Below are 25,874 nucleotides of genomic sequence, written 5' to 3'. Positions count from 1 at the left end.
GAATCATCCGCATCAGCGCGCTGGTGCCCGCCCTCTCCGACGCGCCGGTCTCGCCTTCGGCACGGAAGAATGGGCCCATGAACCAGCGAAGCGCCCAGGCACCCGTGCAGCACCCGCAGCCCTCCGTAGGCTCCATCGCCGCCCACCGCCCGCACACCGTGGCGGCGAACGTGTCCGACCTGGAGCCCGATCTCGACGCCGACCTCGACGAGTACGAGGACCTGGAGCAGGACGGGATCATGCTGCCGCAAGGCCGCTTCCTGGACCGCGAGCGCAGCTGGCTCGCGTTCAACGAGCGCGTTCTGGAACTCGCGGAGGACCCGAACACGCCCCTTCTGGAGCGCGCCAACTTCCTGGCGATCTTCGCCAGCAACCTGGACGAGTTCTTCATGGTCCGGGTGGCCGGCCTCAAGCGCCGCATCGCCACCGGTGTCGCCACCAAGTCCGCGTCGGGCCTCCAGCCCCGCGAGGTCCTGGAGATGATCTGGGCCCGCTCCCGCGAACTCATGGCCCGGCACGCCGCCTGCTACCAGGAGGACGTCGCCCCCGCGCTCGCGGAGGAGGGCATCCACCTGGTCCGCTGGAGCGAGCTGACCGAGAAGGAGCAGGCACGCCTGTTCACTCTCTTCCGCCACCAGATCTTCCCGGTCCTGACCCCGCTGGCGGTCGACCCCGCGCACCCCTTCCCGTACATCTCGGGGCTGTCCCTGAACCTCGCCGTCGTCGTACGGAACCCGGTCAGCGGCCACCGCCACTTCGCGCGCGTCAAGGTCCCGCCACTGCTCTCCCGCTTCCTGGAGGCCTCCCCGAACCGCTACGTCCCCATCGAGGACGTGATCGCGGCCCACCTGGAGGAGCTCTTCCCCGGCATGGAGGTGCTGGAGCACCACACCTTCCGGCTCACCCGGAACGAGGACCTGGAGGTCGAGGAGGACGACGCCGAGAACCTGCTCCAGGCCCTGGAGAAGGAGCTCATGCGGCGGCGCTTCGGTCCGCCGGTGCGCCTGGAGGTCGAGGAGTCCATCGACCGGTACGTCCTCGATCTCCTCGTACGCGAACTGAAGATCTCCGAGGCCGAGGTGTACCCGCTGCCGGGTCCCCTGGACCTCACCGGCCTCTTCGGCATAGGAGCGCTGGACCGGCCCGAGCTGAAGTACCCCAAGTTCATCGCGGGCACCCACCGCGATCTCGCGGAGGTCGAGTCGGCGTCCCCGCCCGACATCTTCGCCGCGCTGCGTGAACGCGACGTCCTGCTGCACCACCCGTACGACTCCTTCTCCACCTCCGTGCAGGCGTTCCTGGAGCAGGCCGCGGCCGACCCGGACGTGCTCGCCATCAAGCAGACGCTCTACCGGACCTCCGGCGACTCGCCGATCGTGGACGCCCTGATAGACGCCGCCGAGTCCGGCAAGCAGGTCCTCGTCCTGGTCGAGATCAAGGCCCGCTTCGACGAGCAGGCCAACATCAAGTGGGCCAGGAAGCTCGAAGAGTCCGGCTGCCACGTCGTGTACGGCCTCGTCGGTCTGAAGACCCACTGCAAGCTGTCGCTCGTGGTCCGGCAGGAGGGCGACATCCTGCGCCGCTACTCCCACGTCGGCACCGGCAACTACCACCCGAAGACCGCCCGGCTGTACGAGGACCTCGGACTGCTCACCGCCGATCCCCAGGTCGGCGCGGACCTCTCCGACCTCTTCAACCGGCTCTCGGGCTACTCGCGCCGCGAGACCTACCGCCGTCTGCTCGTCGCGCCCAAGTCGCTGCGCGACGGGCTGATCGCCCGGATCAACAAGGAAGTCCAGCACCACAAGGCCGGGCGCCCCGCCTTCGTCCGCATCAAGGTCAACTCGATGGTGGACGAGGCACTCATCGACTCGCTGTACCGCGCTTCCCAGGCCGGCGTGCCGGTCGACGTGTGGGTGCGCGGGATATGCGCCGTCCGCCCCGGCGTCGCGGACCTGTCCGAGAACATACGGGTCCGCTCCGTCCTCGGCCGCTTCCTGGAGCACTCCCGGGTCTTCACCTTCGGCAACGGAGGCGAACCCGAGGTGTGGATCGGCAGCGCCGACATGATGCACCGCAACCTCGACCGGCGGATCGAGGCCCTGGTCAGGGTCACCGACCCGGCTCACCGCGCAGCCCTCAACCGGCTGCTGGAGACCGGCATGTCCGACACCACGGCCTCCTGGCACCTCGGCCCCGACGGCGAGTGGATCCGCCACGCGACCGACGCGGAGGGCCAGCCCCTGCGGAACGTCCAGGAGATGCTCATAGACGCCCGGAGGCGCCGGCGTGGCACAGCAGCACCTTGATCCCCCCACCGGCTCCGTCACCGGGGCGACCCCCCTCGGCGAGGGAGACATCCCGATCGGTGACGCCCTGGCGATCTATCTGCGGGCCCAGGCCACGGAATTCCTCCGCTCGCTGCGCCAGCACCGGGAGACCGGTGGCGCGGCGAGCGGAGGAGGGGAGTCCGGCGACGCGGCGCGCTCCCTGCGCCACTCCGCCCGCCGTATCAGCGGCAGCCTGCACACCTTCCGGCCGCTCCTCGACGCGGACTGGTCGGAAGGGATGCGCCCCGAACTGGCCTGGCTCTCGGGCACCCTGGCGCGCGAACACGCCTATGCCGCACGCCTGGAGCGGCTGATCGGCGCGCTGAACCGGCTGTCCGGCACGGCCGCCCTGCCCGGCCAGACCGGACGGGCCCCGGCCGCGGCCCCCAAGGCCGGCCGTCTCACCGTCGGGGCCGCGAAAGCGGGCGCGCTCCTGGACCGCCAGCTCACGCTCGCCCGTACCCGCGCCCACTCGGCGGCCCTCCAGGCGCTCGGTTCCTCCCGTTTCCACGCCGTCGCCGACAACGTCGCCGTACTGGCCAGCGAGGTTCCGCTGGCCCCGGCCGCGGACACCGCCGATCTGCGTCCGCTGGCCGCCGCGGCCCAGGACCGGCTGGCCGACGCCGTCAGCGCGCTGCCGCTGGTCGTCGCGGGCCGCCCCTACAACGCCGAAGCCCTGGTGCACGGGCTCTCCGCCGACACCGCTCCCCAGCCGCAGGACGCGCCCTGGCACCAGGTCCGGCTGCTGCTGCGGCTGCACCGCTACGCCGGTGAGGTGCTGCACGCAGGGGAGTGCCCCGTCGACGCGCGCCTGCTCGGCGCGGGCAAGGCGCTCAACCGGCACCGGGACGCGGCGGAGGCAGCGTCCGCCGCGGCGTCGGCGGCCCGCACCCCGCGCATCGCGCCGGCGACGGCGTACGCGCTCGGTGTGCTGCACGCCGACCAGCGGCACGAGGTGGAGGCGGCCCGGTTCGCCTTCCAGCAGGCCTGGCAGAAGGAAGCCGTACGCATCCCCTGAGGGAGGCCCCATGGTCGACGACACCATTCACGCGGCGGGCTGCGTCCTGTGGCGCCGCTCCCCGGTCGACTCCGCGCTGGAGATCTGCCTCGTCCACCGGCCCAAGTACGACGACTGGTCGCACCCGAAGGGCAAGCTGAAGCGCGGCGAGGGGTTCCTGACCGGCGCGCTGCGCGAGGTCGAGGAGGAGACGGGCTACGACGCCGTCCCCGGCGCCGTGCTTCCCACGCTCCGCTACGTCGTCGGCGAACGCCCCAAGGAGGTCCGTTACTGGTCCGCCGAGGCGGCCGCCGGCCGCTTCGTCCCGAACGACGAGGTCGACCGCGTGCTCTGGCTCTCCCCCACCGCCGCACGCCACCGCCTCACCCAGCCGCGCGACCGTGATCTGGTGGACGCACTGCTGAACGCGCTGCGTCCGGCCTGACGTGTTCCCCTGTATATGAGCGCTGCTCCTGGCGTCCGGCATATGCGGGCGCCGCTCCTGGCGTCCGGCGCGGCGCCTCGGCATGCGCGGAAACCAGCCTGGGAGCCGACGACCGGCACTCACCGTAGTGAGCGGGCCCTTCGCTGTGGCTCATGAGGAAATCGGGGCGAACGAGCTATGACGGGAACATGGGCACTGCCCGTCACGTCCGCACCCGTTCGATTACCTGGAGTTTCCCTTCCGGCCCCCTCAGCCGGGACACAGCCGTGTCCTCGACGTGAGCGTTCCGTGACCTCACCGCACCGCCGTCAGGGGTTCACCCTGCGTTCACTTACGGCCTTCGGCGCCTTCACCTGATCTGCTTAATTTCGGCCTTACGCGGTGCGAAGGACGCCCAAGGCGAACCCTTCACCTCGCTACGGAACGCAGTTCACAGACATCGCACGCCGCCACCTGACGGCGGCTCCTGGAAGGAACTCCCGAAGTGAAGCTTCAGCGCATGAACCGGCGTGCCCTCACCCTCGGTGCTCTCGCCGTCTCCGGCGCCCTGGCCCTCACGGCGTGCGGCTCTGACGACACCGGCAACACCAACGGTGGCGGCAGCTCGGCCTCGGCCAGCAACAACAGCGCCATCAAGTGTGACGGCGCCAAGGGCCAGCTCCAGGCCTCCGGCTCCTCCGCGCAGAAGAACGCGATCGACGCCTGGGTGAAGGCCTACACGGCGGCCTGCAAGGACGTTCAGATCAACTACAACCCGACGGGCTCGGGCGCCGGTGTCACGGCGTTCACCCAGGGTCAGACCGCGTTCGCCGGTTCGGACTCGGCCCTGAAGCCCGAGGACGCCGCGGCCGCCAAGAAGGCCTGCGCCGGCAACGCCGCGGTCGACCTGCCCATGGTCGGTGGCCCCATCGCGCTCGGCTACAACGTCGACGGTGTCGACAACCTGGTCCTGGACTCCGCGACGATCGCCAAGATCTTCGACGGCAAGATCAAGACCTGGGACGACGCGGCCATCAAGAAGCTGAACCCCGACGCGAAGCTCCCCAGCACCAAGATCCAGGCGTTCCACCGCTCGGACGAGTCCGGCACCACGGACAACTTCACCAAGTACCTCATCGCCACCGCCCCGTCCGACTGGAAGTACTCCGGCGGCAAGGCGTGGCAGGCGAAGGGCGGCCAGTCCGCTCAGGGTTCTTCCGGCCTCGCCCAGCAGGTGAAGCAGACCCCGGGTGCGATCTCGTACTTCGAGCTCTCCTACGCCGCTGACGGCATCAACACCGTCGACCTCAAGACGGACGCCGCCACCCCGGTCAAGGCCAGCGTCGAGAACGCCACCAAGGCCATCTCGACCGCCAAGGTCGTCGGCACCGGCAACGACCTGGCCCTGGAGCTCAACTACAAGCCGACCGCCGAGGGCGCCTACCCGCTCACGCTGGTCACCTACGAGATCCTCTGCGAGAAGGGCAACAAGGCCGACACCCTGGCCGCCACCAAGTCCTTCCTGACCTACATCGCGAGCGAGGACGGCCAGAACCAGCTGACCGCCGCCCAGTACGCCCCGATCCCCGCCGAGATCATCACCAAGGTTCGTTCCACCATCTCGAACCTGGGCTGATCCGAGTGTGCGGCCCGCCTCGCCGAGGCGGGCCGCACCGTCCGGTGCACCGCCGCCTGGAGCCGCCACTCGATCCGGCTCCGCAGACCGGAGACTCATGATGGACATATCGACACAGAGCACTGAAGCCCCTCCCCCCGCCCCACGATCTTCGGGTGCCTCGCGGAAGCGCGCCGCCCGCGGCGCCACCCGCCCCGGCGACCGCGTGTTCCTCGCGCTCTCCCGCGGTTCCGGCATCCTCCTCCTGGTGATCATGGCCGCCATCGCGGTCTTCCTCACCTACCGCGCGTCCCTTGCGCTCAGCAAGAACGAGGGCAACTTCCTCACGACGTTCGAGTGGAACACCAACACCATTCCGCCGGTCTTCGGCATCGCGGTGCTGGCCTTCGGCACGGTGGTCTCCGCGATCATCGCCATGGCACTCGCGGTCCCGGTCGCCGTCGGAATCGCGCTGTTCATCACGCACTACGCGCCGCGCAAGCTCGGCGGACCCATCGCGTACGTGATCGACCTGCTCGCCGCCGTCCCGTCCATCGTGTACGGCCTCTGGGGCGCCATCGTCCTCGTACCGCACCTGAACGGCCTATTCGGCTGGCTCGACCACTACTTCGGCTGGACCGGCATCTTCGCCTGGCAGGGCGGAGCTCCCCGCTCGATGCTCACCGTCGGCCTCCTGCTCGCGATCATGATCCTTCCGATCGTCACCAACGTGAGCCGTGAGGTCTTCCGCCAGGCACCGCAGATGCACCAGGAAGCCGCGCTGGCCCTCGGCGCCACGCGCTGGGAGGTCATCCGCATGTCGGTGCTGCCCTTCGGCCGCTCCGGCGTGATCTCCGCCTCGATGCTCGGCCTCGGCCGCGCGCTCGGCGAGACGATGGCCGTCGCCACCGTGCTCTCCCCGAGCTTCGACATCCAGGCCAGCCTGCTGGACCCGGGCGGCGGCACGTTCGCGCAGAACATCGCGAGCAAGTTCAACGAGGCCACCGTGTTCGGCCAGGACGCCCTGATCGCCTCGGGTCTCGTCCTGTTCATCATCACGCTGCTGGTCAACGGCGCGGCGCGCTACATCATCAACCGCCGCAAGGAGTACTCGGGGGCCAACGCATGAGCAACGCACCCGTCACCCGAAAGCACGCCAGCACGCTGCGCGGCAACACCCTCCCCAAGTGGTCCTCCTGGGCCATCGCCGCGGGAGCCGTCGCCGTGGCCGTGGGCATCGGCCTGGGCGCCGGCCTGGACAGCAAGGTCCAGTGGGGCCTGATCGCCGCGATCCTCTTCGTCCTCGGTACGTTCGTCGTCGCCGCACGCGTCGAGGGCCGCCGCCAGGCCAAGGACCGCGTCGCCACCACCCTGGTGTGGGCCTGCTTCGTCGTCGCCGTCATCCCGCTGGCCTCCCTGATCTGGGAGACCATCGAGCGTGGTGCGAAGGCCTTCGACATGTACTTCCTGACCCACTCCATGGGTGTCGTCGCCGACAACGAGCCCGGTGGCGGTATCTACCACGCGCTCCTCGGCACCCTGGAGCAGGTGGGCATCGCGACCCTGATCGCCGTGCCGATCGGCGTGCTCACCGCGATCTACCTCGTCGAGTACGGACGCGGCAAGCTCGCCGGCGCGGTCACCTTCTTCGTCGACGTCATGACGGGCATCCCGTCGATCGTCGCCGGCCTGTTCGTTCTCAGCTTCTGGATCCTGATCCTGGGTATGGGCTACTCCGGCTTCGCCGGCGCGATGGCCCTGGCGATCCTGATGATGCCCGTGGTGGTCCGCTCCACCGAGGAGATGCTCAAGCTCGTCCCGAACGAGCTGCGCGAGGCCTCCCTCGCGCTCGGCATCCCGAAGTGGCGCACCATCATCAAGGTGGTTCTGCCGACGTCCATCGGCGGTATCACCACGGGTGTGATGCTCGCGGTCGCGCGTATCGCCGGCGAGACCGCTCCCGTGCTGCTGTTGGTGTGGGGTACGAACTTCATCAACAACAACCCGTTCGACGGCCCGCAGGCCTCGCTCCCGCTGTACATCTACCGCCAGTACAGCGCCGGAACCGATGTGGCCACCGACCGGGCGTGGGCCGCAGCACTGGTCCTCATCCTCTTCGTCATGATTCTCAACATGGGAGCCCGCGCCATCGCGCGCTGGAAGGCACCCAAGACGGGCCGCTGACGCGGCCGATCAGCGACCCGATCCTTTCGAAAGAAGCAGTGACTGACATGGCCAAGCGAATCGACGTAAGCGGTCTGACCGCCTACTACAGCGCCCACAAGGCGATCGAAGACATCTCCATGACGGTCGAGCCCCGCTCCGTGACGGCCTTCATCGGCCCCTCCGGCTGCGGCAAGTCGACCTTCCTGCGCACCCTGAACCGCATGCACGAGGTCACCCCCGGCGGCCGCGTCGAGGGCAAGGTGCTCCTGGACGACGAGGACCTGTACGGCAACGGCATAGACCCGGTCGCCGTGCGCCGCACCATCGGCATGGTCTTCCAGCGCCCCAACCCCTTCCCCACCATGTCGATCTTCGACAACGTGGCGGCGGGCCTGAAGCTGAACGGCAGCTACAAGAAGTCCGAGCTCGCCGACGTCGTGGAGCGCTCCCTCAAGGGCGCGAACCTCTGGAACGAGGTCAAGGACCGGCTGAACAAGCCCGGGTCCGGCCTGTCCGGCGGTCAGCAGCAGCGTCTGTGCATCGCGCGGGCGATCGCGGTGGAGCCGCAGGTCCTCCTCATGGACGAGCCCTGCTCGGCCCTGGACCCGATCTCCACCCTCGCCATCGAGGACCTGATCGGTGAGCTGAAGGAGCGCTTCACGATCGTCATCGTGACGCACAACATGCAGCAGGCCGCGCGCGTCTCCGACCGCACCGCGTTCTTCAACCTCTCCGCGGTGGGCCAGCCCGGCCGCCTGATCGAGATCGACGACACGGAGCGCATCTTCTCCAACCCGTCCGTCCAGGCCACGGAGGACTACATCTCCGGTCGCTTCGGCTGACCGGACCGCCTCCTGGAACCCCTCGCGGTGCTGCATGGCGGTGCCACCGCGAGGACGAGAAGGGCCCGCCCCTGGCTCCCAGGGGCGGGCCCGTTCGTTTTCCCTTCCGCGGGCCACTTCCGAGGGCCCGTTCGTTTTCCCGCACCGAGCCTGGCGTTGGATACCCCGGCCGCTGATCTTCGGCCCGTCCGGCGTTCGAGGACGAGGCCGTTCAGGCCGACGCGGGGGTCCGAGGGCGGCAGCCCCCAGGTACGGGACGGGCAGCGGTGGGAGGGGGCGAAGTCCCCGAGGCCGGACCACGACGGACCTGCTCCCACGCGAACTCCCAAGGCCGGACCACGACGGGCGGCGCCCACGCGAACCCCCGGGCCCCGGAAACGCAAAAGGCCGGCCCCGAAGGACCGGCCCGCGCTCTGCCGGGCACCCCCAGCAGCGATCACGCCCTACAGGAACGCCAGGTTCACGACCCAGAAGGCGCACGCCGCCACGATCGCCGCGGCCGGCATGGTGATGAACCAGCCGAGGACGATGTTCTTGGCGACACCCCACCGCACGGCGTTCACCCGCTTCGTCGCCCCGACACCCATGATCGCCGAGGTGATGACATGGGTCGTGGAGATCGGCGCCTTGAAGAGGTAGGCCGACACGAACATGATCGACGCACCGGTCGTCTCGGCGGCGAAGCCTTGCGGCGGATCGAGCTCGATGATCTTCCGCCCGAGCGTCCGCATGATGCGCCAGCCGCCCGCGTACGTCCCCAGCGACAGCATCGTCGCGCAGACGATCTTCACCCAGACCGGGATCGGGTCGTTCGGTCCCTGTTCGCCGGCGATGACCAGCGCCATCACCACGATGCCCATCGTCTTCTGGGCGTCCTGGAGACCGTGGCCGAGCGCCATGCCGGCCGCGGACACCGTCTGTGCGATACGGAATCCGCGCTTGGTCTTGTGCGGGTTGGACCGCCGGAACATCCACATGATCGCGGTCATCACGAGATAGCCGACGAGCAGACCGACGAGCGGCGACAGGAACATCGGGATGATGACCTTGTCGAGCAGCCCGCTCCAGTAGACCGCCGTGCCACCGGCCAGCGCCGCGCCGACCATGCCGCCGAACAGTGCGTGCGAGGACGAGGACGGCAGACCGAAGTACCAGGTGATCAGGTTCCAGGTGATCGCGCCGACGAGCGCGGCGAAGAGGATGCCCATCCCCTTCGAACCCTCGGGCGTCTGGATCAGCCCCTCACTGACGGTCTTGGCGACCCCGCTGCCGAGGAACGCGCCGGCGAGGTTCATCACCGCGGCCATGGCGAGCGCGGCCCGCGGCGTCAGGGCGCGCGTGGACACGGAGGTGGCGATGGCGTTCGCCGAGTCGTGGAAGCCGTTCGTGTATGTGAATCCGAGCGCGACCCCGATGGTCACGATCAAAGCAAAGGTGTCCATGAACGGGTCAGGACTCCTTGACGGCGATGGTCTCCACCGTGTTCGCCACGTGCTCGAACGCGTCGGCCGCTTCCTCCAGCACGTCCACGATCTGCTTGAGCTTCAGCACCTCGATGGCGTCGTACTTGCCGTTGAAGAGGTGGGCCAGCAACTTGCGGTGGATCTGGTCGGCCTGGTTCTCCAGACGGTTGACCTCGATCCAGTACTCCGTGAGGTTGTCCATGGTCCGCAGGTTGGGCATGGCCTCGGCGGTCAGCTCTGCGGCCCGCGCCAGCACCTCGATCTGCTGCTCGACGCCCTTGGGGAGTTCCTCGACGTTGTAGAGGACGACGAGATCGACGGCCTCCTCCATGAAGTCCATGATGTCGTCGAGGGACGAGGCGAGGTTGTAGATGTCCTCGCGGTCGAACGGCGTGATGAAGGAGGAGTTCAGCTGGTGGAAGATCGCGTGTGTCGCGTCGTCACCGGCGTGCTCCGCGGCCCGCATACGCTCTGCGATCTCGGCCCGAGCGGAAGCGTCCGCCCCGAGCAGTTCCATCAGGAGTTTCGAGCCCGTGACGATGTTGTCCGCGGATGCGGAGAACATGTCATAGAAGCTCGTCTCCCTGGGGGTCAGACGAAAGCGCACGTTGGGGTCCTCGGGGTGCTTCGATTCGGTCAGGCTGATGCTAGGCGCATCATCCGGCCACGGCTAATGGGCCGCCACCCAGTGTCGCCCATCAGCCACAGGGATCGGCACGGGGTCCGGTACCGGCGCCGGGCAAGGGCTCCTTACCCAGCAAAGTTCGGTACGATATACCCACCAGGGGTATATGTAAGTGGCGTTTCAGACAGGATCGCCGATCGGATCCAGCAGGAGGACGCGATGACGACCACCGAGGCCGGCGCGACGACGCCCTCCGGCGACGCGCAGAAGATCGTGACCGACCACGACCGCGGCATCCACGGCTACCACCAGCAGAAGGACGAGCACCTGAAGCGGCTGCGCCGCATCGAGGGCCAGATCCGCGGCCTCCAGCGGATGGTCGACGAGGACGTCTACTGCATCGACATACTCACCCAGGTGTCCGCCTCCACCAAGGCGCTCCAGTCCTTCGCCCTCCAGCTCCTGGAGGAGCACCTGCGCCACTGCGTGGCGGACGCGGCCCTCAAGGGCGGCGACGAGATCGACGCGAAGGTCGAGGAAGCGACGAAGGCGATCGGCCGCCTGCTGCGCACCTGAGCCACCCGCCGACAGCACAAACCACGAGAAGTACGCGAAACGTGAGAGATACGACGCATGTGACATCCACGGCGCGCGCGCCTCGGCCACCGGACGGGGCCGGGCGGGGGGGCGTATGGGGGCCGGAAAGGACTAGTCCTCCACGCCCCGCTGCCCTGGAGCGCGTTCTTCGGCCACTTTCAGCACCGCGTCGATGCTCTCCAGGCTGAGGCGGTCCTCGTGCACCGCCGAGGCCGCGATGATCAGCTCGGCGCACAGGTCGATCTCGGCGAGGGCCACGTGGTCCTGAACTGCCGCACCGCCGACCGGAGCCACGCGCATCACCTCTTCCTGCCGTAACCGACTTCCTAGAGTAGGGAGCGGCCTACACAACGCGCATGGCACGGAAGGGCCATTTCCAGCCCTCCTCTGAAGCTACGGCTCCGGATGCTCTTGCCCATCTCTCCGGAAGCCACTACTCCGCGATCTTCCCGGCGTAGATGTCCGAGGAATCCGGCAGCCGTACGACGGCGGGGCTGCCGAAGTCGTACAGCAGGAGTGTCGAGGCGACCGCGACAGTGCCCGTCCGCTGTCCGTTGACGAAGCTGAACCGGTGCCGGACCTTGCGCAGCCGCCCCTCGTCGTCGAGGTAGGCGTCGAACGGGACCTCGGTGGTGGCGAACCCCTTCGCCGCCGCCCTCAGCGCCGGCCGCTGCCCCTCCGCGGCGTCCCGCGCGGCGGTGCCGAGGTCGGCGGTCCCCCGGTAGTGCCGTACGGAGATCCCGGCGACCTCGGTCTTCCCCACGTAGGTCACCGACCGCGCGCCGCGCAGCAGTTCGGCCGCGGCGTACGGGTCGGTGGCGCCGCCCGTGACCAGGTTGCCGTCCGTGAGACCGGCCGTCTCCACGCGCACCCACTTGTCGGCGGGCACCCCGGCGCCCCGGTTCTTCATGAACAGAGCGCCCGGGGCGAGGAGTTCGGTGATCGGACGGTGCTCGGCCGCTCCCGCCGGGTCCTGCGGCAGCAGCACCTTCAGCCGCCCGGTCTGCTTCCTGAAGTCGTACACGCCCTGCCCGCGGATGGTGACCCGGGTCCCGCCGGTGGCCATCTCCATCGACGTGCTGGCCTTCGCGCTGCCGGCGCGCTCCAGGACGGCCACCGCCCGGCGCAGCGTCCCGGCCGTGCCTGGCCCGGTGCGGACGTCCTCCGCGGCCGCCCCGCCGCCCGAGCACCCGGTGCCGCAGACGATCAGCCCCGCCGCGACGAACGCGACCAGGACCGCCGTCCGTTCCTGTTGCTGCGCCACCATCGTCCACCGACCCCCAGCCGGTCCGTCCCGGGCCTTCCCGTCGTTCCGGTTAACGACAGGTGAGGGCACCCGTCACGCGGCAGGAGTCCGTTCACCGGGCTTGGGTAACGTTGGAGGCGTGGAGCATCTGGACGAGACGGACCCTCCCTCCGGCCACCGGACGACTACGGTCGAGCAAGGCCCCTTCTGTCTGGCCCGCTGCACCTGCGGCTGGCGAGGCCCGGCCCGCCGCGCCAGGAGCCAGGCCCGCACGGACGCCGACAAGCACAACACGGGCTGAACCTGCGTACGGGCGGCGGCGATGCCGCCGGCCGCCGCGGCCCCCAGGGGGCACCGTCACAGCCACAGCGCGGGTGTCATCGACATCGGAGTTCAGGTCGCCAGGTACGAAGGAAGCGAATACCTGAACTCCTGCACCTACTGGCCGTCGGCTCCGGCTGATCGATGCGGGCGTCCACCGGACTTCCGCGAGCGGCCGACGTCACGAAGCGTCGGCCGCTCCGCCCGCCCCGCTCCGTCCACCCCGCTGCCCCCGCCCCCGAGCGGGCGTGCTGGGATGCGAAGTGCTGTAGCAGTTCTGCGACACAGCCGCGCGGAACCCCGGGGCCCGGGGACCCGTCTCGTTCCACGGAACCCACGGGAGGCACACATGCAACGGCGTTCGTTCATCGGCGGAGCCACCGCCGTCCTCACGGCGGCGACGACGTCCGCCTGCAACGGCAGCGACCAGGGCGGCGCGGGCGCCGACGGCAAGGCCGGGAGCACGAACACCACGAGCACCGCCGCCGAGAGCACCGGCATCCGGACGGAGACCGCGGCGAACCGCGCGGCCGCCAACTGGACCGCGCTGTCCCACCAGCTCGACGGCGCCCTGATCCGCCCCGGCGACCGGAGCTGGCCTGCCGCCCACCAGCTCTACAACACGCGCTTCGACAACCTGAAGCCCGCCGCCGTCGCCTATGTCGCGCACGCCGACGACATCCGCACCACCATGGACTACGCCCGCGCCCACGGCGTGAAGGTCTCGATCCGCAACGGCGGCCACTCCTACGCGGGTTGGTCCTCCGGCAACGGCCGTCTGATCATCGACGTCTCCAAGCTGAACAAGATCCGCGCGTCGGCGAACGAGGCGGTCGTCGGCGCCGGTTCCAAGCTGATCGACGTCTACCGCGCGCTGGCCGCCAAGGGCGTCACCATCCCCGCCGGCTCCTGCCCCACCGTGGGCGTCTCCGGACTGACCCTGGGCGGCGGCCACGGCGTCGTGTCACGGGCGTACGGACTGACCTGCGACAGCCTCACCCAGGCGACGCTGATCACCGCCGACGGCAAGCAGCTCACCGCGAACGCGACCGAGAACAAGGACCTCTTCTGGGCGCTGCGCGGCGCCGGCAACGGCAACTTCGGCGTCGTCACCGAGCTCCGCTTCAGGACGCATCCCGCGCCGCAGGGCGTCTCGGCGTACATGACCTGGCCGTGGGCCAAGGCCGCCGCGGTGGTGAAGGCCTGGCAGGAGTGGGGCCCGAGCCAGCCGGACGAGATCTGGTCCTCCTGCCACCTGTCCAACGCGGCCGGCGGCACACCCACCGTCTCCATAGCCGCCTTCTCCCTCGGCACCTACGGCGAACTCCAGAACGCGGTGGACCGGCTGGCGGACCGGATCGGCTCCCCCGCGCGCAGCGTCTCCCTCAAGAGGCGTTCGTACGAGGAGTCGATGGAGGTGTACGCGGGCTGCTCGTCGTTCTCGGCCGACGCCCAGTGCCACCTGCCGGGGTCGACGCCGGGCCGCAGCCCGCAGGGCGTCCTCGGCCGCGAGACGTACGCGGCCCGTTCGGACTTCTTCGACCGGTCGATCTCGGCGGCCGGTGTCCAGACGCTCCTGAACCAGATCTCCGCCGTCCGCGGCGGCGCGGGCAGCATCGCGCTCACCGCGCTCGGCGGCGCCGTCAACCGCGTCGCGCCCACGTCAACGGCGTTCGTGCACCGCCGTTCGCGCATGCTCGCCCAGTACATCGTCTCCTGGCGGGCGGGCACCTCCGGCACCACCGCCCAGTCCTGGCTGACCGGCGCCCACAACGCGATGGCCCGGTACGCCTCGGGCGCGGCCTACCAGAACTACACCGACGCGACGCTGACCGACTGGCGCAAGGCCTACTACGGTGACGCGGCCACCCGGCTGACGGCGCTGAAGCGCCAGTACGACCCGCACCGCTTCTTCTCCTTCCCCCAGGCCCTGTGAGGGTGACCGGGGGTGCCGTGCGGGCGGTGCCGTGACCGGGCGGGGAGTCAGGCGGCGAGGTCCCTTTCCTCGGTGTGCTCGGTCCGCGCCCCCGGGATCAGGGCCTCCTGTCCGGCGGGTGCGGTGCCGCGCGCCCGGATCAGCCGGCCCGCCCGCGGAGCCCCCTCCACGGCCTTCATGACCGGGGTCAGCAGGGCCGTGGCGAGTGGCGACAGCAGCAGGACGACGGCTGTGCCGAGTGCGAATCCGCCGATGACGTCCGTCGGGTAGTGCACGCCCATGAAGACCCGGCAGAACCCTTCGAGCAGCGCCAGCGCGATCCCGGCGAGTCCGAACTTCCGGTGGGCGACGAAGAGTCCGACGCCCACCGCCATGGTGATCGTCGCGTGGTCGCTGACGAAGGAGAAGCCGGTCTTGCCGCTCACGAGGACGGCCAGGCCCTGGTGGTCCACGAAGGGGCGCGGACGCTCCACGAACCCTCTTATCGGAACGTTCACCAGGAGCGCGATCCCGGCCGCGAGCGGTGCCCAGACGAGTGCGGCCACGGTCGCCGCCGCGTCGGCCCCGCCCCGCCGCCGCACGGACGACCAGCACCACAGGACCAGCAGGACCATCGCGAGCAGCAGACCCCACTCGCCGACGAACTCCATGACCCGGTCGAACCAGTGCGGCGCGTGCTTGGCCAGGCCATTGATGTCGTAGAGCAGGTCGACGTCGGGGTTCGAACCGGATTCGGCGAGTTGCGCCATGGCGCTGCGGCCCCTTCGTCGTCTTTCCCGCGACCGCGCCCTTTCGCGCGCCGCTCGATCCACCCCCGTGGTTGTAGATCAGTTCTCTACGTCAAAAGGAACGCACGGTTCCCTCTCATACGTTCCACCCTCCACGGAATGATCACGCACACGTTATCGAAGAGAGATATCGCCGCAGGTCAAAGGGTGGATTCATACCGAAGTGGGCAATGCTTTCGCGCCATCTTCCGTCACCCGGGTGGCCCCGAAGTAGTCGGGCGTGTCGATGGGGTCGAACCGGATGACGGCACCGGACCGGGGGGCGTCGATCATGTATCCGCCGCCCACATAGATGCCCACGTGCCGGATGGCGCGGGAGTTGGTGAGGTCGTCCGAGAAGAAGACCAGGTCCCCGGGCAGCAGTTCCTCCCGCTTGGGGTGCGGCCCCGCGTTGTACTGGTCGTTGGCCACCCGCGGCAGGCTCACCCCGACACTGTCGTACGAGGCCTTGGTCAGACCCGAGCAGTCGAACCGTCCGCCCTGGTCAGCCGTGCCGTTGCCGCCCCACAGGTAGGGTGTGCCGAGCTTCTTCTGCGCGTACGTGATGGCCGCCGCGGCCTGCTTCGAGGGGTCCACGCGGGTCACCGGGGCCGCGAAGCTCTTCGCCAGGGTGGTGATCGTCTTCACATAGTTCCGGGTCTCCGCGTACGGCGGCACACCCCGGTACTTGATGACCGCGTAGGCGCCCGCGTTGTAGGCGGCGAGCATGTTCTCCGTGACGTTTCCCGGAGCGTTCTTCACATAGGAGGCGAGCTCGCAGTCGTACGAGGCGGCCGACGGAATCGCGTCATTCGGGTTCCATACGTCGCGGACGCCGTCCCCGTCGCCGTCGACCCCGTGCGTGGCCCAGGTCCCCGGAATGAATTGCGCTATCCCCTCCGCCTGTGCCGGACTCTTCGCGTTCGGATTGAATCCGCTCTCCTGATAGAGCTGAGCGGCGAGCAGGGCCGGATTGATCGCGGCGCAGAGGTTGCCCCACTTCTGTACGAGGGTCTGGTACGCGGCGGGTACGGCGCCCTTGGCGAGCCCGACCGAACCGCCGCCGATGCCGCCCGCGAGGTTCCCGGCGACCAGGTAGACCCCGACGACGAGCACCATCACGAAGCCCATCCCCGCGCCCACGGCCGCGGTCGCCACGATCCAGGCCTTACGCACCGTCAACCGCCCCTCGCCGCACAGGAGTCCGCCGCGGCCAGTGTAGAGGCGGGCTCCTGTGCGAGGGGGTTGTCGCGCGCGGGGACGGAGCGGGATGTCCCTGCGTAGGGGTGCTATCCGGCCAGGGCGGCCACGTGGTAGAGGTCCTCGGCCTCGGTGCCGAACACGGCGCTGTACGAGACGTCGTCGGTGTCCCCGCCCTGTTCGTGGCCGCCGATGACGCCGACGACCGCCCCGTCCCCGTTCACCCAGGGACTGCCGCTGGTCCCGCCGGCGAAGTCGGGGCAGGCGACGCGCTGCTGCGTACGGCTCTGCGCGCCGGGCTTGTCGGTGCAGGTGATGGGGGTGTCGAGGGAGCCGGGGTATCCGGTGACGGTGACGGCGGTGGCCCCGGTGGCGCGGTGCGCGGCGAAGGCGTTCCCGCCGCCGACGACGTCCTCGACCTCCTCGCCGTCGCGGGTGCCGAGGACGGCGAAGGCGACGTCGCTGTCCTCGTCCTGGTCCTTCCTCCACCCCTCGGGGAGGAACACGCCCTGGACGTCCCAGAACCCGTACGGCGCCCTGCCGTCCCGGTAGCCGGGCGCGAAGGACAGTTCCGCCTCGCCGTCCAGACAGTGGGCGGCCGTGAGGAGGAGGTCCCGTCCCTCGCTGTGCACGACGGAGGCGGTGCAGAAGTGTCCGCCGGCACCACCGCTCGCGGCGCCCCCGTGGAACAGCGCGCCCACCCGGACGCTCCGGCTGTTGTCGGCGGCCCGGACGGTCACGCCGAACGGCCCGGGACCGTCGTTCGCCGCGGCGATGGATGAGGACGTCACCGCCAGCAGCACGAGGGCCGCACCGAGCAGGGCGGGCCGCCGGATTCCCGGGAGACGGGTGATGCGGATGCTCTTCATCGCCCCTCACCTTGCCGCGAGCGGGTGAGACAAACCTCGGACCAGTCCGAGTATCACCTGTGAAGACCGACCCCGCCCGGCCACCCGTGCCCGGCCGGGCCCACAGGCCCCACCCGCCCCGGAACCACCGGGCGCCGCTTCAGTCCCGTGCTCCCCCGGAGTGGCGGCACTCCGCCCACAGCAGCTTCCCGCCCCGCGACGCCCCCAGCTCGCGCAGCACGGAGACCCCCCACGCGTCGGCGCAGGCCCGTACGAGGTGCAGCCCCCGGCCGTGTTCGTCGTCGTGCGCGGGTGGGCCGACGGCGGGACCCTCCCGGAATCCCGACGGGACGGCCGGGTCCGAGTCCCACACGGCGACCCGCAGCCGGTCCGGTTCCGCCGAGAGAACGCGCAGGGCGTACGGACCGGGCGCGTGCAGATGGGCGTTGGTCAGCAGTTCGGAGGCCAACAGCTCGGCGGTCGGCGCCAGTTCGGTGAGCCCGCGGGCCGCGAGCACGGCACGCAGGGTGGCACGGGCGATCCCCGGGGAGCGGGGATCGTGCGGGAGTTGGAGGGTGTAGGACCAGGGCGGGGATACGGTGGCCATGAAAGTCTCCGATCACGGAGGGGAGTTGACTGCTCTCGTGTCGCTAGGTGCCCAGTGACCGCGGCCGCTCCGTCGAGCGGGGTACTTCTGGGCGGGGTCCCAGCAATAAGGTAGCGGCGCCCAGTAAAGGCGTTCACCAGATTGCGAGAATCGGCTTTACTGCCACCCGAGTGGGTGACGGGTACCAGCAAGGAGGCAGCGAGCCCGTGAGGACGAATCCAACGGGTCGCCAGCTCCGTTTCGGCACGGAGCTGCGCAAACTCCGCGAGCGCGCGGGCCTGACGTCGACCGAGGCCGGTCAACTCATGGGTATCAAGCAGACCCAGGTCAGCAACATGGAAGCCGGGCGGGTCGGCGTGAGCGCAGAGCGCGTCCAGACGCTCGCCTCCCACTACGACTGCCTGGACAGGGCCTTGATCCAGGCGCTCGGCGCCATGACCGCCCAACGCGTCCGCGGCTGGTGGGAGGAGTACCGCGAGATCCTGCCGGCCGGCCTGCTGGACCTCGCCGAGCTCGAACACCACGCCGGACGACTGCGCACCGCCGTCACGGCGCACATCCCTGGCCTGTTCCAGACCACGGACTACGCCCGCGAGATCTTCCGCCAGGCAGTACCCGAACTACCGCCGCCCGACATCGAGCACCGGGTGTCGTTCCGGGTGAAGCGGCAAGCCGTCCTCTTCCGCAGCCCTCCGACGCCGCACCAGGTGATCATTCACGAGGCTGCCCTGCGCATGATGTTCGCCGGCTCCCGGGTGACCCGGGAGCAGCTGACCTACCTGACGGACATGAACGAGCGGGAGCACATCGCGATCCACGTCCTCCCGTTCCAGTCGACCGTCTTCCCCGGTTCAGGACAGTCGATCTACTACGCCGAAGGACCCGTGCCGCAGCTCGACACCGTGAACCTCGACCAGTCGCACGGCCCTGTGTTCCTCGACGCCGAGGCCCAATTGCGCAAGTACCGAGTGCTGCTCGACCGTATGGAGGCGGCCGCCCTTCCCCCCGAGCAGTCACAGACGTTCATCCACAACATCCTCAAGGACCTGTGAAGGAGTCCGTGATGCCCACGCCCGCGTGGCAGAAGTCGTCGTACTGCCCGGAAGGCAACTCCTGCGTCCACGTGGCCGGAGAGCGCGCATCCGGCGCGATCCGTCTCACCGAATCCGGCGACCCGCGCGGAGCGATACTCACCGCCGCGCCCGCGGCCTTCCGCTCTCTTCTGGGTGCTCTCAAGGAGGAACGGCCCCGTGACTGACATCCCCTCGGACCTCGACTGGGTACGCGCCGCCCCGGAGGACGCGACCGGTCCCGGCCCCTGGATCGAAATCGCCTTCGGCGCGGACGACTTGGTCTACATCCGGGAGACCGGCGACGCGGAGAACGTCGTCACCACCACCCGCAGGAAGTGGGACGCGTTCGTCCTGGGCGTCCAGGCGGGCGAGTTCGACCACTTCGTCGAGGGCCTGGAGGACGAACGGCCCCCGGCTCCCGCCGAAGACCGCCCATGAGGCCCTGAGGTCCTGAGGTCCTGACGTGAGCGTGGCTGCCACGGAAGCGCGCGGCGCTCCGCCGAGCGCGGCGCCGCCACCAGTGCAATTCCCTTGAACGAGCTGTGAGTCGGGTCAAGAGGCCGTCAGCCTCCAGCCATCCGGGAGCCATGGGAAGGTCACGCGCCTGCCGCGTTCAGTAAGGCGGAAGTAAGGCTTCCATAAGCCTCTTGTTGTCGCGTACTCAACAAGGGATGGTCGTCCGCGGGCCGGCTCGGCCCACCGCCGGGGACACCGCACCGGCGGCGCACCCGCACCGCCCCTGTCAACCATCCTCAGGAGGCTGTCCGTTGCGCACCACAATCCCCCAGAGACCTTCCCCCACCCCCGCCCGCGGCACCTGGCGCCGGACCGGCGCGGCCGTCCTCGGCGTCGCCGCCCTCGTCCTCGCGGGCCTCGGCGCCGCCGGGAGCGCGGACGCCCGTACCGGCGCCGCGAAGGTCACCCCCCACGTCAGCTGGACCAGGGCGTGCGCGACGCCCACCAGGGCCGGCGTCGCCGCCTGCAACGCCAAACGGGTCACCGGCGGCGTCACCGAGTACATGGCGGAGAAGGCCTTCGCCAAGGGCGTCACCCCCAAGGCCGCCGACGCCTCCACACCGTCCGGCTTCGGACCGACGGACCTCCAGGCCGCGTACGGCCTGACCTCGGCGGCCGCCTCCAACGGCTCCGGCGAGACCATCGCCATCGTCGACGCCTACAACGACCCCAACGCCGAGGCCGACCTCGCGACCTACCGCTCCTACTACGGCCTCAGCGCGTGCACCACCGCCAACGGCTGCTTCAAGAAGGTCAGCCAGACCGGCTCGACCACCTCACTGCCGTCGAGCGACACCGGATGGGCCGAGGAGATGTCCCTCGACCTCGACATGGCGAGCGCCGTCTGCCCGAAGTGCAGCATCCTCCTCGTCGAGGCCAAGTCCGCGACCATGGCCAACCTCGGTACCGCCGTGAACGAGGCGGTCACCCTGGGCGCGAAGTACGTCTCCAACAGCTACGGCGGCTCCGAGTCGTCCTCCGACACCTCGTACGACACCTCGTACTTCAAGCACACCGGTGTCGCCATCACCGTCAGCGCGGGCGACTCGGGCTACGGCGCCGAGTACCCGGCCGCCTCGCAGTACGTCACCTCCGTCGGCGGCACCGCGCTGACCAAGGCGGCCTCCACCACCCGCGGCTGGACCGAGTCGGTCTGGAAGACCAGCAGCACCGAGGGCACCGGCTCCGGCTGCTCCTCGTACGACACCAAGCCGAGCTGGCAGACCGACACGGGCTGTTCCAAGCGCACCATCTCCGACGTCGCGGCGGTCGCCGACCCGGCCACCGGTGTCGCGGTGTACGACTCGTACGGCATCACCGCGGGCTGGTACACGTTCGGCGGCACCAGCGCCTCCGCGCCCGTCATCGCGGGTGTCTACGCCCTCGGCGGCACCCCGTCGAGCGGCTCCTACCCGGCGAAGTTCCCGTACGCGGCGGCCGGCACCTCGGCACTCAACGACGTGACCTCGGGGAACAACGGCACCTGCACCACCAGCTACCTCTGCACCGCCACCACGGGCTACGACGGCCCGACCGGCTGGGGCACCCCGGAGGGTGTCACCGCCTTCACCGGCTGACCTCCGGAGTGCGGGCGGCCGCCGGGAGACGTGGGGTTCCCCGGCACCGCCCCGCGAACGGGCCGCGGCAACCAGCCGCGGCCCGTTCCGCGTGTCCACCCCACGCGCACCCGGCGACCCGGGGAACACCGGCGCGACGCACCGTCAGAAGCCTTCCGGCGCGGCCGTGTCCGTTCGAATTCACCCGGCGCGCGAACCGTAGAAGGGGACAACGACGGAACCATGTGCCAGGTTCCGCTTCCACTTCATTGCCCGGCGTGACCGCCCGTGATACACAGAGTGACGATACGACTCTTCGTACACCGCCGTACGCCTCCCGCGAGGGTCCCGCGTACGCCGGTGCCAAGGAATTCGCACGAATCCCGCCAACCAATGACGTCAAGTCGACATACGAAGGCGTCATTGTCGGCGAGAATGGGCCCGACCTCTGCGCGCAGTGGCAGGGGGTGCAGAACTACCCACTAGGGGCGGTGACTTACATGCTTTTCGCAGCCGACAAGGGCGACATCAACACAATCATCGGTGGAATCGCCCCGGACTGGGGCCCCTTCGGCAGCCTGGGCAACGAAGCCAAGGTGATGGTCGAGGTGGTGATGGCGGTCGCCATCCTGCTCTGCCTCGGCATCGCGATCTGGGGTGCGGCCAAACAGCGCATCGGCGCTACCGCGCTCAGAGACACCTTCAGCGCCGAACAGGGCAAGGGGCTCATCATCGCCGGGCTCACGGGGGTCTTCATCATCGGATCCCTCGGCACGCTCTTCACCATCGTGTACGGCATGGCCGTGTAGCCCGGCCGGGCCGCGCCACACCCGGCGCGCCGCCAGTACCCGGCCGGGCGCGCCCGGATTCTCGCTCCTCCGATCCATCCGTCCGTCCGTCGTGCCCACCGGCTGAGGTTGCAACTCCCTGATGTCCAGTCACCACACCGCGCCCGCAAGGGAACCAGCACGGCTACCGTCGTACTACGTGGTTCAGCGAGAGATTGAGGGGGCGTACGCGGCATGAGTCTCGGTGACGAACCCGGGTACGGCGACGGCCCGCACGGCGAGGACGGGGGGTACGGCGGCTCCGGCCAGACCCGCACCCGCCTGCCCGACCGTCCGGGCGACGTCTACGGCGGCGCGCGGCGCGGACGCGGATCCTCCTCGCGGAGCCTGGTCACGGTCGTCGGCGTCGTCGTCCTGCTCATCGCCGCCATCGCCTTCGCGAACCGCGGGGACGACGCGGCCTCGCCCGGCGACAGCAGTGGTGACAAGGCGAAGACATCCCCCACGGCGGCCTCCGGCAACCACCCGGTGACCTCGAAAACGGCCGGCATCCCGTCGGGCTTCGCCCACACGGGCGAGGGAGCACAGAGCGCTGCCGCGAACTATGCGGTGGCTCTGGGTTCCACCGCCATGTTCAAGACGGCCACCCGTCACGACATCGTCGGCGCCATCTACACGTCCGCTGCCGTCACCCGGCTCCAGGGGCCGATGGATCAGGCGTACTCGACGGACTTCCTCAGCAAGCTGGGACTCGACGCGAACGGCAATCCGCCGGCGGGCAGCACATTCGTCTCGCGCACGGTCCCTGTCGGTACCAAGGTCGGGCAGTACAACGCGTCCGGCGCCAAGGTCTCGGTCTGGTACATGGGCCTCATCGGCATGTCCGGCGAGACGTCGACCGACCCGGTCAGTTCGACCTGGAAGACCTGGACCTTCGAGCTCCAGTGGGACAACGGAGACTGGAAGATCGTGGCGGACGCCCAGACGGACGGGCCCGCCCCGGTCCCCGGCGACGACAAAGCCGCCACCTCCGACGAGATCAGCAAGGCCGTCGAGGAGTACGGAGGGTTCACGTATGCCCGGTAGCCGAAGCAGTGTCCTCAAGCTCGCATCTGTCGTCACCGCCGTACAGAGCGCTGCCGTCCTGCTCGCCACCCGTGCCGCCGCGGCACCGAGCCCGACGCCGTCGCCTTCCAAAGACTCGTGCCATCTCCTGATCGGCCCCGCCAAGCAGTACTGCGAAAGCGGCACCAAGGGATCCGGAAAATCAGGTCTCACCACCGACCCCGGTGTCGGGTCCACGCTGGACCCCCTGTCCTCCCTGGCCAACGGCTGCGCCGACGCCGCCTCCTGGACCATCGACAAACTCTCCGCCGCCGTGAACGACACAGCCAACGTCGACTTCACGAACCCCAAGTTCCTCCAGCAGTACGCCGTCGTCTTCGCGGCGTCCACGATCCTGACCCTGCTGCTGTGGCTGCTGGCCGTCGCGAAGCGGGCCGTACGAGGTGTCCCCCTCGGCACGGCCCTGTCCGAGGCGATCGGCTTCCTCTGGCTGACCGTGCTGGCCTCGGCGTTCACCCCGCTGATCCTCTACACGGTCGTCTCCGCGACGGACGGCGTGACGGAGGTGCTCGCCAAGACGACGGGCAACCAGACGGACGCGTTCTTCGGGACGTTCTCCGGCGCCCTGGACAAGGGCGGCAACATCGGCGGCGGCCCCATCATGCTCATCGTCGTGTCCATGGTCTCGATCCTGGCCGCCGGAATCCTCTGGCTGGAGCTCGTCATCCGGGCCGCCCTGCTCTACGTGGGCGCCCTGCTCGGCACCGTCGTCTACGCGGGCCTCGTCGACAAGAACCTGTGGGGCCACGTCCGCCGCTGGGCGGGCATCATGATCGCGGTGATCCTGGTGAAGCCGGTCATCGTGATAGTGCTCGGCCTCGCCGGAGCCCTCAGCTCCGACAACGGACCCGACGCGTTCTCCGCCGTCGTCTCCGGGCTCGCCATCATCCTGCTCGCCATCTTCGCCAGCGCGATGATCTACCGCTTCGTACCGGGCTTCGGCGACGAGATCGCCGGTTCCCGCAACAACCGCATCATGCAGGGCGCCGAGAGCAAGGCCGCCGCCGTGATCAGCTCGCCGGCCACCCTGGTCGCGCAGGGCATCAAGACGCACAGCTCGCGCGCCGACAACAACGGCGGAGGAGGCGGCAACAGCCAGCCCCGCCCCGCCAACCCCGCGTCCGGCGGCGTGGCCGCGCACAGCAGCCGTACGCCGAACGGAGGCGGCGGATCTGTCCCCTCCGCCGCACCGCCGCCGCGCAGCAGCCCGGTCAACACCCCGCACGCAAGCAACACCCGCAACAGCAACCGCACGGGAGGTGAAGGGCGTTGACGACCGAGTCCCACCTGTCCCATCCGATCACGCCCCGCCGTACATATCTGATCGGCCGCGCCCGGCCGAACGCGATCGTCGGCCGGAACCGCGAGTCCGGCGAGATCGCGCTCATCATCGGAGGCGCGTTCCTGGGCATGATGTGCGGCCTGCTCGTCCCGGTGCTGTCCCTGCGGATCGTGCTGCTGATGGGCTTCCCGCTGCTCGCGCTCGCCGCGGTGTACGTCCCGTACAAACGGCGCACCTTCTACAAGTGGTTCGAGATCAACCGCAGCTACAAGCGGACCCTGCGCCAGGGAACGGCGTACCGCAACCAGGTGATGGAGGCCGGCACCCACCTCGACGGCAGAGAGATCGAGATCGGGCCGCCGCCCGGCATCGGGCGCATCGCCTGGCTCGCCGCCCCGTTCGGACCCGACGAGATCGCCGTACTGCTGCACGCCGACCGCCGGACCGTCACGGCCGCCATCGAGATCGAGGGGCCCGGTGTCGGTCTGCGCGACAGCGAGGACCAGGAGGCCCTCGTCGACCGCTTCGGCACGCTGCTCAAGCACGTGGCGAACGGCGACGGCTTCGTCACCCGCCTCCAGATGCTCGCCCGCACCCTCCCCGCCGACCCCGACGCCCACGCCAAGGACGTCTCCCAACGCGGCGACGAGCGGGCCCCCGGATGGCTCCAGCAGTCCTACGACCAGCTCCAGTCGATGGTGTCCACGAGCAGTGAGCAGCACCGGGCCTATCTCGTCGCCTGCATGCACTACTCGCGTGAACTGGCCGCCGAGGGCCAGGCCATGGCACGGGCGGCACGGCCGCAGGGCGGACGCAAGGTCGACCGGGACGCCGGACTCGCCGTCGTCATGGCACGTGAGCTGACCGACATCTGCTCCCGGCTCCAGGAAGCCGACATCCGCGTACGGCAGCCGCTCGGCCAGGGACGGCTGGCCTCCCTCGTGCACTCGATGTACGACCCGGACCACCCGATCGACCACATCCAGGCGATGACCAAGCGCAACGCCTGGCCGGCCGAGCTGGACGCCATGGAGCCGACATACCTCCAGGCGAAGACCCGCGAGTCCTCCACCCGCGCGCCCTGGTGCCACGCCACGGCCTGGGTGAAGGAATGGCCGATGACCCCGGTCGGCGTCAACTTCCTCGCCCCGCTCCTCGTCCACACCCCCGACGTCATCCGCACGGTCGCCGTGACCATGGACCTCGAACCCACCGAGATCGCCATCGAGCGCATGCTGACCGAGAAGACGAACGACGAGGCCGAGGCCAGCCGCGCCGCCAAGATGAACCGCACCGTCGACCCGCGCGACATCGCCTCGCACAACCGCCTCGACCAGCGCGGCGAAGACCTCGCGAGCGGCGCCGCGGGCGTCAACCTCGTCGGCTACATCACCGTGTCCTCCCGTAACCCCGAGGCCCTCGCGCGCGACAAGCGCACCATCCGCGCCTCGGCCGGCAAGTCGTATCTGAAGCTGGAGTGGTGCGACCGCGAGCACCACCGCGCCTTCGTCAACACCCTCCCGTTCGCCACCGGAATCCGCAGGTAGGGG

Annotated in this window: 26 protein-coding genes; 18 read left to right on the top strand and 8 right to left on the bottom strand. The window is 69.6% G+C overall.

Annotated elements, in window-relative coordinates:
* Positions 1-77: 77 nt before the first annotated feature.
* The 7 genes from OG780_RS22600 to pstB all read left to right on the top strand — a co-directional run bounded on the left by OG780_RS22600 (position 78) and on the right by pstB (position 8,374).
* The gene (locus OG780_RS22600; RefSeq protein ID WP_328450893.1) at positions 78-2,309 is read left to right on the top strand and encodes an RNA degradosome polyphosphate kinase; all 2,232 of its coding nucleotides are present in this window, start codon (positions 78-80) and stop codon (positions 2,307-2,309) included.
* Complete coding sequence (locus OG780_RS22595; protein ID WP_443062194.1) at positions 2,290-3,348, top strand: CHAD domain-containing protein; 1,059 nt, start codon at positions 2,290-2,292, stop codon at positions 3,346-3,348. Before OG780_RS22600 ends, OG780_RS22595 begins: the two co-directional genes overlap by 20 nt.
* Positions 3,349-3,358: 10 nt before the next feature.
* Positions 3,359-3,772: an NUDIX hydrolase gene (locus OG780_RS22590; RefSeq protein WP_328450891.1), complete on the top strand. Its 414-nt coding sequence runs from the start codon at positions 3,359-3,361 to the stop codon at positions 3,770-3,772.
* Positions 3,773-4,256: 484 nt separating this feature from the next.
* Positions 4,257-5,387 (top strand): phosphate ABC transporter substrate-binding protein PstS, encoded by a 1,131-nt coding sequence (gene pstS, locus OG780_RS22585; RefSeq protein ID WP_328450889.1) that lies wholly within the window; start codon positions 4,257-4,259, stop codon positions 5,385-5,387.
* A 100-nt stretch (positions 5,388-5,487) separates the two neighbouring features.
* Entirely contained in the window at positions 5,488-6,495 is a 1,008-nt protein-coding gene (gene pstC, locus OG780_RS22580; RefSeq protein WP_328458304.1) for a phosphate ABC transporter permease subunit PstC, read from the top strand.
* The gene (gene pstA / locus OG780_RS22575) at positions 6,492-7,550 is read left to right on the top strand and encodes a phosphate ABC transporter permease PstA (protein ID WP_328450887.1); all 1,059 of its coding nucleotides are present in this window, start codon (positions 6,492-6,494) and stop codon (positions 7,548-7,550) included. Before pstC ends, pstA begins: the two co-directional genes overlap by 4 nt.
* Before the next feature lie 47 nt (positions 7,551-7,597).
* Positions 7,598-8,374, top strand: coding sequence for a phosphate ABC transporter ATP-binding protein PstB (gene pstB, locus OG780_RS22570; protein ID WP_328450885.1), 777 nt, complete (start codon positions 7,598-7,600; stop codon positions 8,372-8,374).
* 443 nt (positions 8,375-8,817) lie between these two features.
* Here the strand turns inward: pstB and OG780_RS22565 are convergent, their stop codons facing one another.
* A complete protein-coding gene (locus OG780_RS22565) occupies positions 8,818-9,816 on the bottom strand; it encodes an inorganic phosphate transporter (protein WP_328450884.1) in 999 nt (332 codons plus the stop codon).
* Between the two features lie 7 nt (positions 9,817-9,823).
* Positions 9,824-10,444, bottom strand: a complete 621-nt coding sequence (locus OG780_RS22560; protein ID WP_037622416.1) for a DUF47 domain-containing protein — start codon at positions 10,442-10,444, stop codon at positions 9,824-9,826.
* A 237-nt stretch (positions 10,445-10,681) separates the two neighbouring features.
* Between OG780_RS22560 and OG780_RS22555 the strand changes: the two genes are divergently transcribed.
* Positions 10,682-11,038 carry a metal-sensitive transcriptional regulator gene (locus OG780_RS22555; RefSeq protein WP_326786949.1) on the top strand — a complete coding sequence of 119 codons (357 nt, stop codon included), beginning with the start codon at positions 10,682-10,684 and terminating at the stop codon, positions 11,036-11,038.
* A 132-nt stretch (positions 11,039-11,170) separates the two neighbouring features.
* Here OG780_RS22555 and OG780_RS22550 read toward each other — a convergent pair whose 3' ends face one another.
* Both OG780_RS22550 and OG780_RS22545 read right to left on the bottom strand, forming a co-directional pair.
* A complete protein-coding gene (locus OG780_RS22550; RefSeq protein WP_328450881.1) occupies positions 11,171-11,359 on the bottom strand; it encodes a hypothetical protein in 189 nt (62 codons plus the stop codon).
* A gap of 133 nt (positions 11,360-11,492) precedes the next feature.
* The gene (locus tag OG780_RS22545) at positions 11,493-12,326 is read right to left on the bottom strand and encodes a hypothetical protein (RefSeq protein WP_328450879.1); all 834 of its coding nucleotides are present in this window, start codon (positions 12,324-12,326) and stop codon (positions 11,493-11,495) included.
* A gap of 118 nt (positions 12,327-12,444) precedes the next feature.
* Between OG780_RS22545 and OG780_RS22540 the strand changes: the two genes are divergently transcribed.
* Positions 12,445-12,606: a hypothetical protein gene (locus OG780_RS22540; protein WP_328450877.1), complete on the top strand. Its 162-nt coding sequence runs from the start codon at positions 12,445-12,447 to the stop codon at positions 12,604-12,606.
* Positions 12,607-12,975: 369 nt separating this feature from the next.
* Positions 12,976-14,562, top strand: a complete 1,587-nt coding sequence (locus OG780_RS22535; protein WP_328450875.1) for an FAD-binding oxidoreductase — start codon at positions 12,976-12,978, stop codon at positions 14,560-14,562.
* Positions 14,563-14,609: 47 nt separating this feature from the next.
* On the opposite strand, the gene OG780_RS22530 is transcribed toward OG780_RS22535, so the two are convergent.
* The 4 genes from OG780_RS22530 to OG780_RS22515 all read right to left on the bottom strand — a co-directional run bounded on the left by OG780_RS22530 (position 14,610) and on the right by OG780_RS22515 (position 17,984).
* The gene (locus OG780_RS22530) at positions 14,610-15,311 is read right to left on the bottom strand and encodes a phosphatase PAP2 family protein (RefSeq protein WP_328450873.1); all 702 of its coding nucleotides are present in this window, start codon (positions 15,309-15,311) and stop codon (positions 14,610-14,612) included.
* A gap of 192 nt (positions 15,312-15,503) precedes the next feature.
* Positions 15,504-16,511, bottom strand: coding sequence for a C40 family peptidase (locus OG780_RS22525; RefSeq protein WP_328450871.1), 1,008 nt, complete (start codon positions 16,509-16,511; stop codon positions 15,504-15,506).
* 107 nt (positions 16,512-16,618) lie between these two features.
* The gene (locus OG780_RS22520; RefSeq protein WP_328450869.1) at positions 16,619-17,398 is read right to left on the bottom strand and encodes a trypsin-like serine peptidase; all 780 of its coding nucleotides are present in this window, start codon (positions 17,396-17,398) and stop codon (positions 16,619-16,621) included.
* A 139-nt stretch (positions 17,399-17,537) separates the two neighbouring features.
* On the bottom strand, positions 17,538-17,984 hold the full coding sequence (locus OG780_RS22515; protein ID WP_328450867.1) for an ATP-binding protein: 447 nt from the start codon (positions 17,982-17,984) through the stop codon (positions 17,538-17,540).
* Between the two features lie 206 nt (positions 17,985-18,190).
* On the opposite strand from OG780_RS22515, the gene OG780_RS22510 reads away from it, so the two are divergent.
* From OG780_RS22510 to OG780_RS22475, 8 genes are all read left to right on the top strand, one after another.
* Positions 18,191-19,036 carry a helix-turn-helix domain-containing protein gene (locus tag OG780_RS22510; RefSeq protein ID WP_328450865.1) on the top strand — a complete coding sequence of 282 codons (846 nt, stop codon included), beginning with the start codon at positions 18,191-18,193 and terminating at the stop codon, positions 19,034-19,036.
* 11 nt (positions 19,037-19,047) lie between these two features.
* Positions 19,048-19,242 carry a DUF397 domain-containing protein gene (locus OG780_RS22505; protein ID WP_328450864.1) on the top strand — a complete coding sequence of 65 codons (195 nt, stop codon included), beginning with the start codon at positions 19,048-19,050 and terminating at the stop codon, positions 19,240-19,242.
* Positions 19,235-19,495 carry a DUF397 domain-containing protein gene (locus OG780_RS22500; RefSeq protein WP_328450862.1) on the top strand — a complete coding sequence of 87 codons (261 nt, stop codon included), beginning with the start codon at positions 19,235-19,237 and terminating at the stop codon, positions 19,493-19,495. The genes OG780_RS22505 and OG780_RS22500 overlap by 8 nt, the downstream gene beginning before the upstream one ends.
* 329 nt (positions 19,496-19,824) lie before the next feature.
* On the top strand, positions 19,825-21,150 hold the full coding sequence (locus OG780_RS22495) for a S53 family peptidase (protein ID WP_328450860.1): 1,326 nt from the start codon (positions 19,825-19,827) through the stop codon (positions 21,148-21,150).
* Between the two features lie 479 nt (positions 21,151-21,629).
* On the top strand, positions 21,630-21,938 hold the full coding sequence (locus OG780_RS22490) for a hypothetical protein (RefSeq protein WP_037622434.1): 309 nt from the start codon (positions 21,630-21,632) through the stop codon (positions 21,936-21,938).
* 213 nt (positions 21,939-22,151) lie between these two features.
* Positions 22,152-23,003 (top strand): hypothetical protein, encoded by an 852-nt coding sequence (locus OG780_RS22485; protein WP_328450858.1) that lies wholly within the window; start codon positions 22,152-22,154, stop codon positions 23,001-23,003.
* The gene (locus tag OG780_RS22480) at positions 22,993-24,315 is read left to right on the top strand and encodes a hypothetical protein (protein WP_328450856.1); all 1,323 of its coding nucleotides are present in this window, start codon (positions 22,993-22,995) and stop codon (positions 24,313-24,315) included. Before OG780_RS22485 ends, OG780_RS22480 begins: the two co-directional genes overlap by 11 nt.
* Positions 24,312-25,871, top strand: coding sequence for an SCO6880 family protein (locus OG780_RS22475; protein WP_328450854.1), 1,560 nt, complete (start codon positions 24,312-24,314; stop codon positions 25,869-25,871). Before OG780_RS22480 ends, OG780_RS22475 begins: the two co-directional genes overlap by 4 nt.
* Positions 25,872-25,874: the final 3 nt, after the last annotated feature.

This window comes from Streptomyces sp. NBC_00386, assembly GCF_036063235.1.
Classification (GTDB): Bacteria; Actinomycetota; Actinomycetes; order Streptomycetales; family Streptomycetaceae; genus Streptomyces.
The sequence above is the reverse complement of the archived record's forward strand: the minus strand, read 5'-3'. Positions and strand labels throughout refer to the sequence as shown.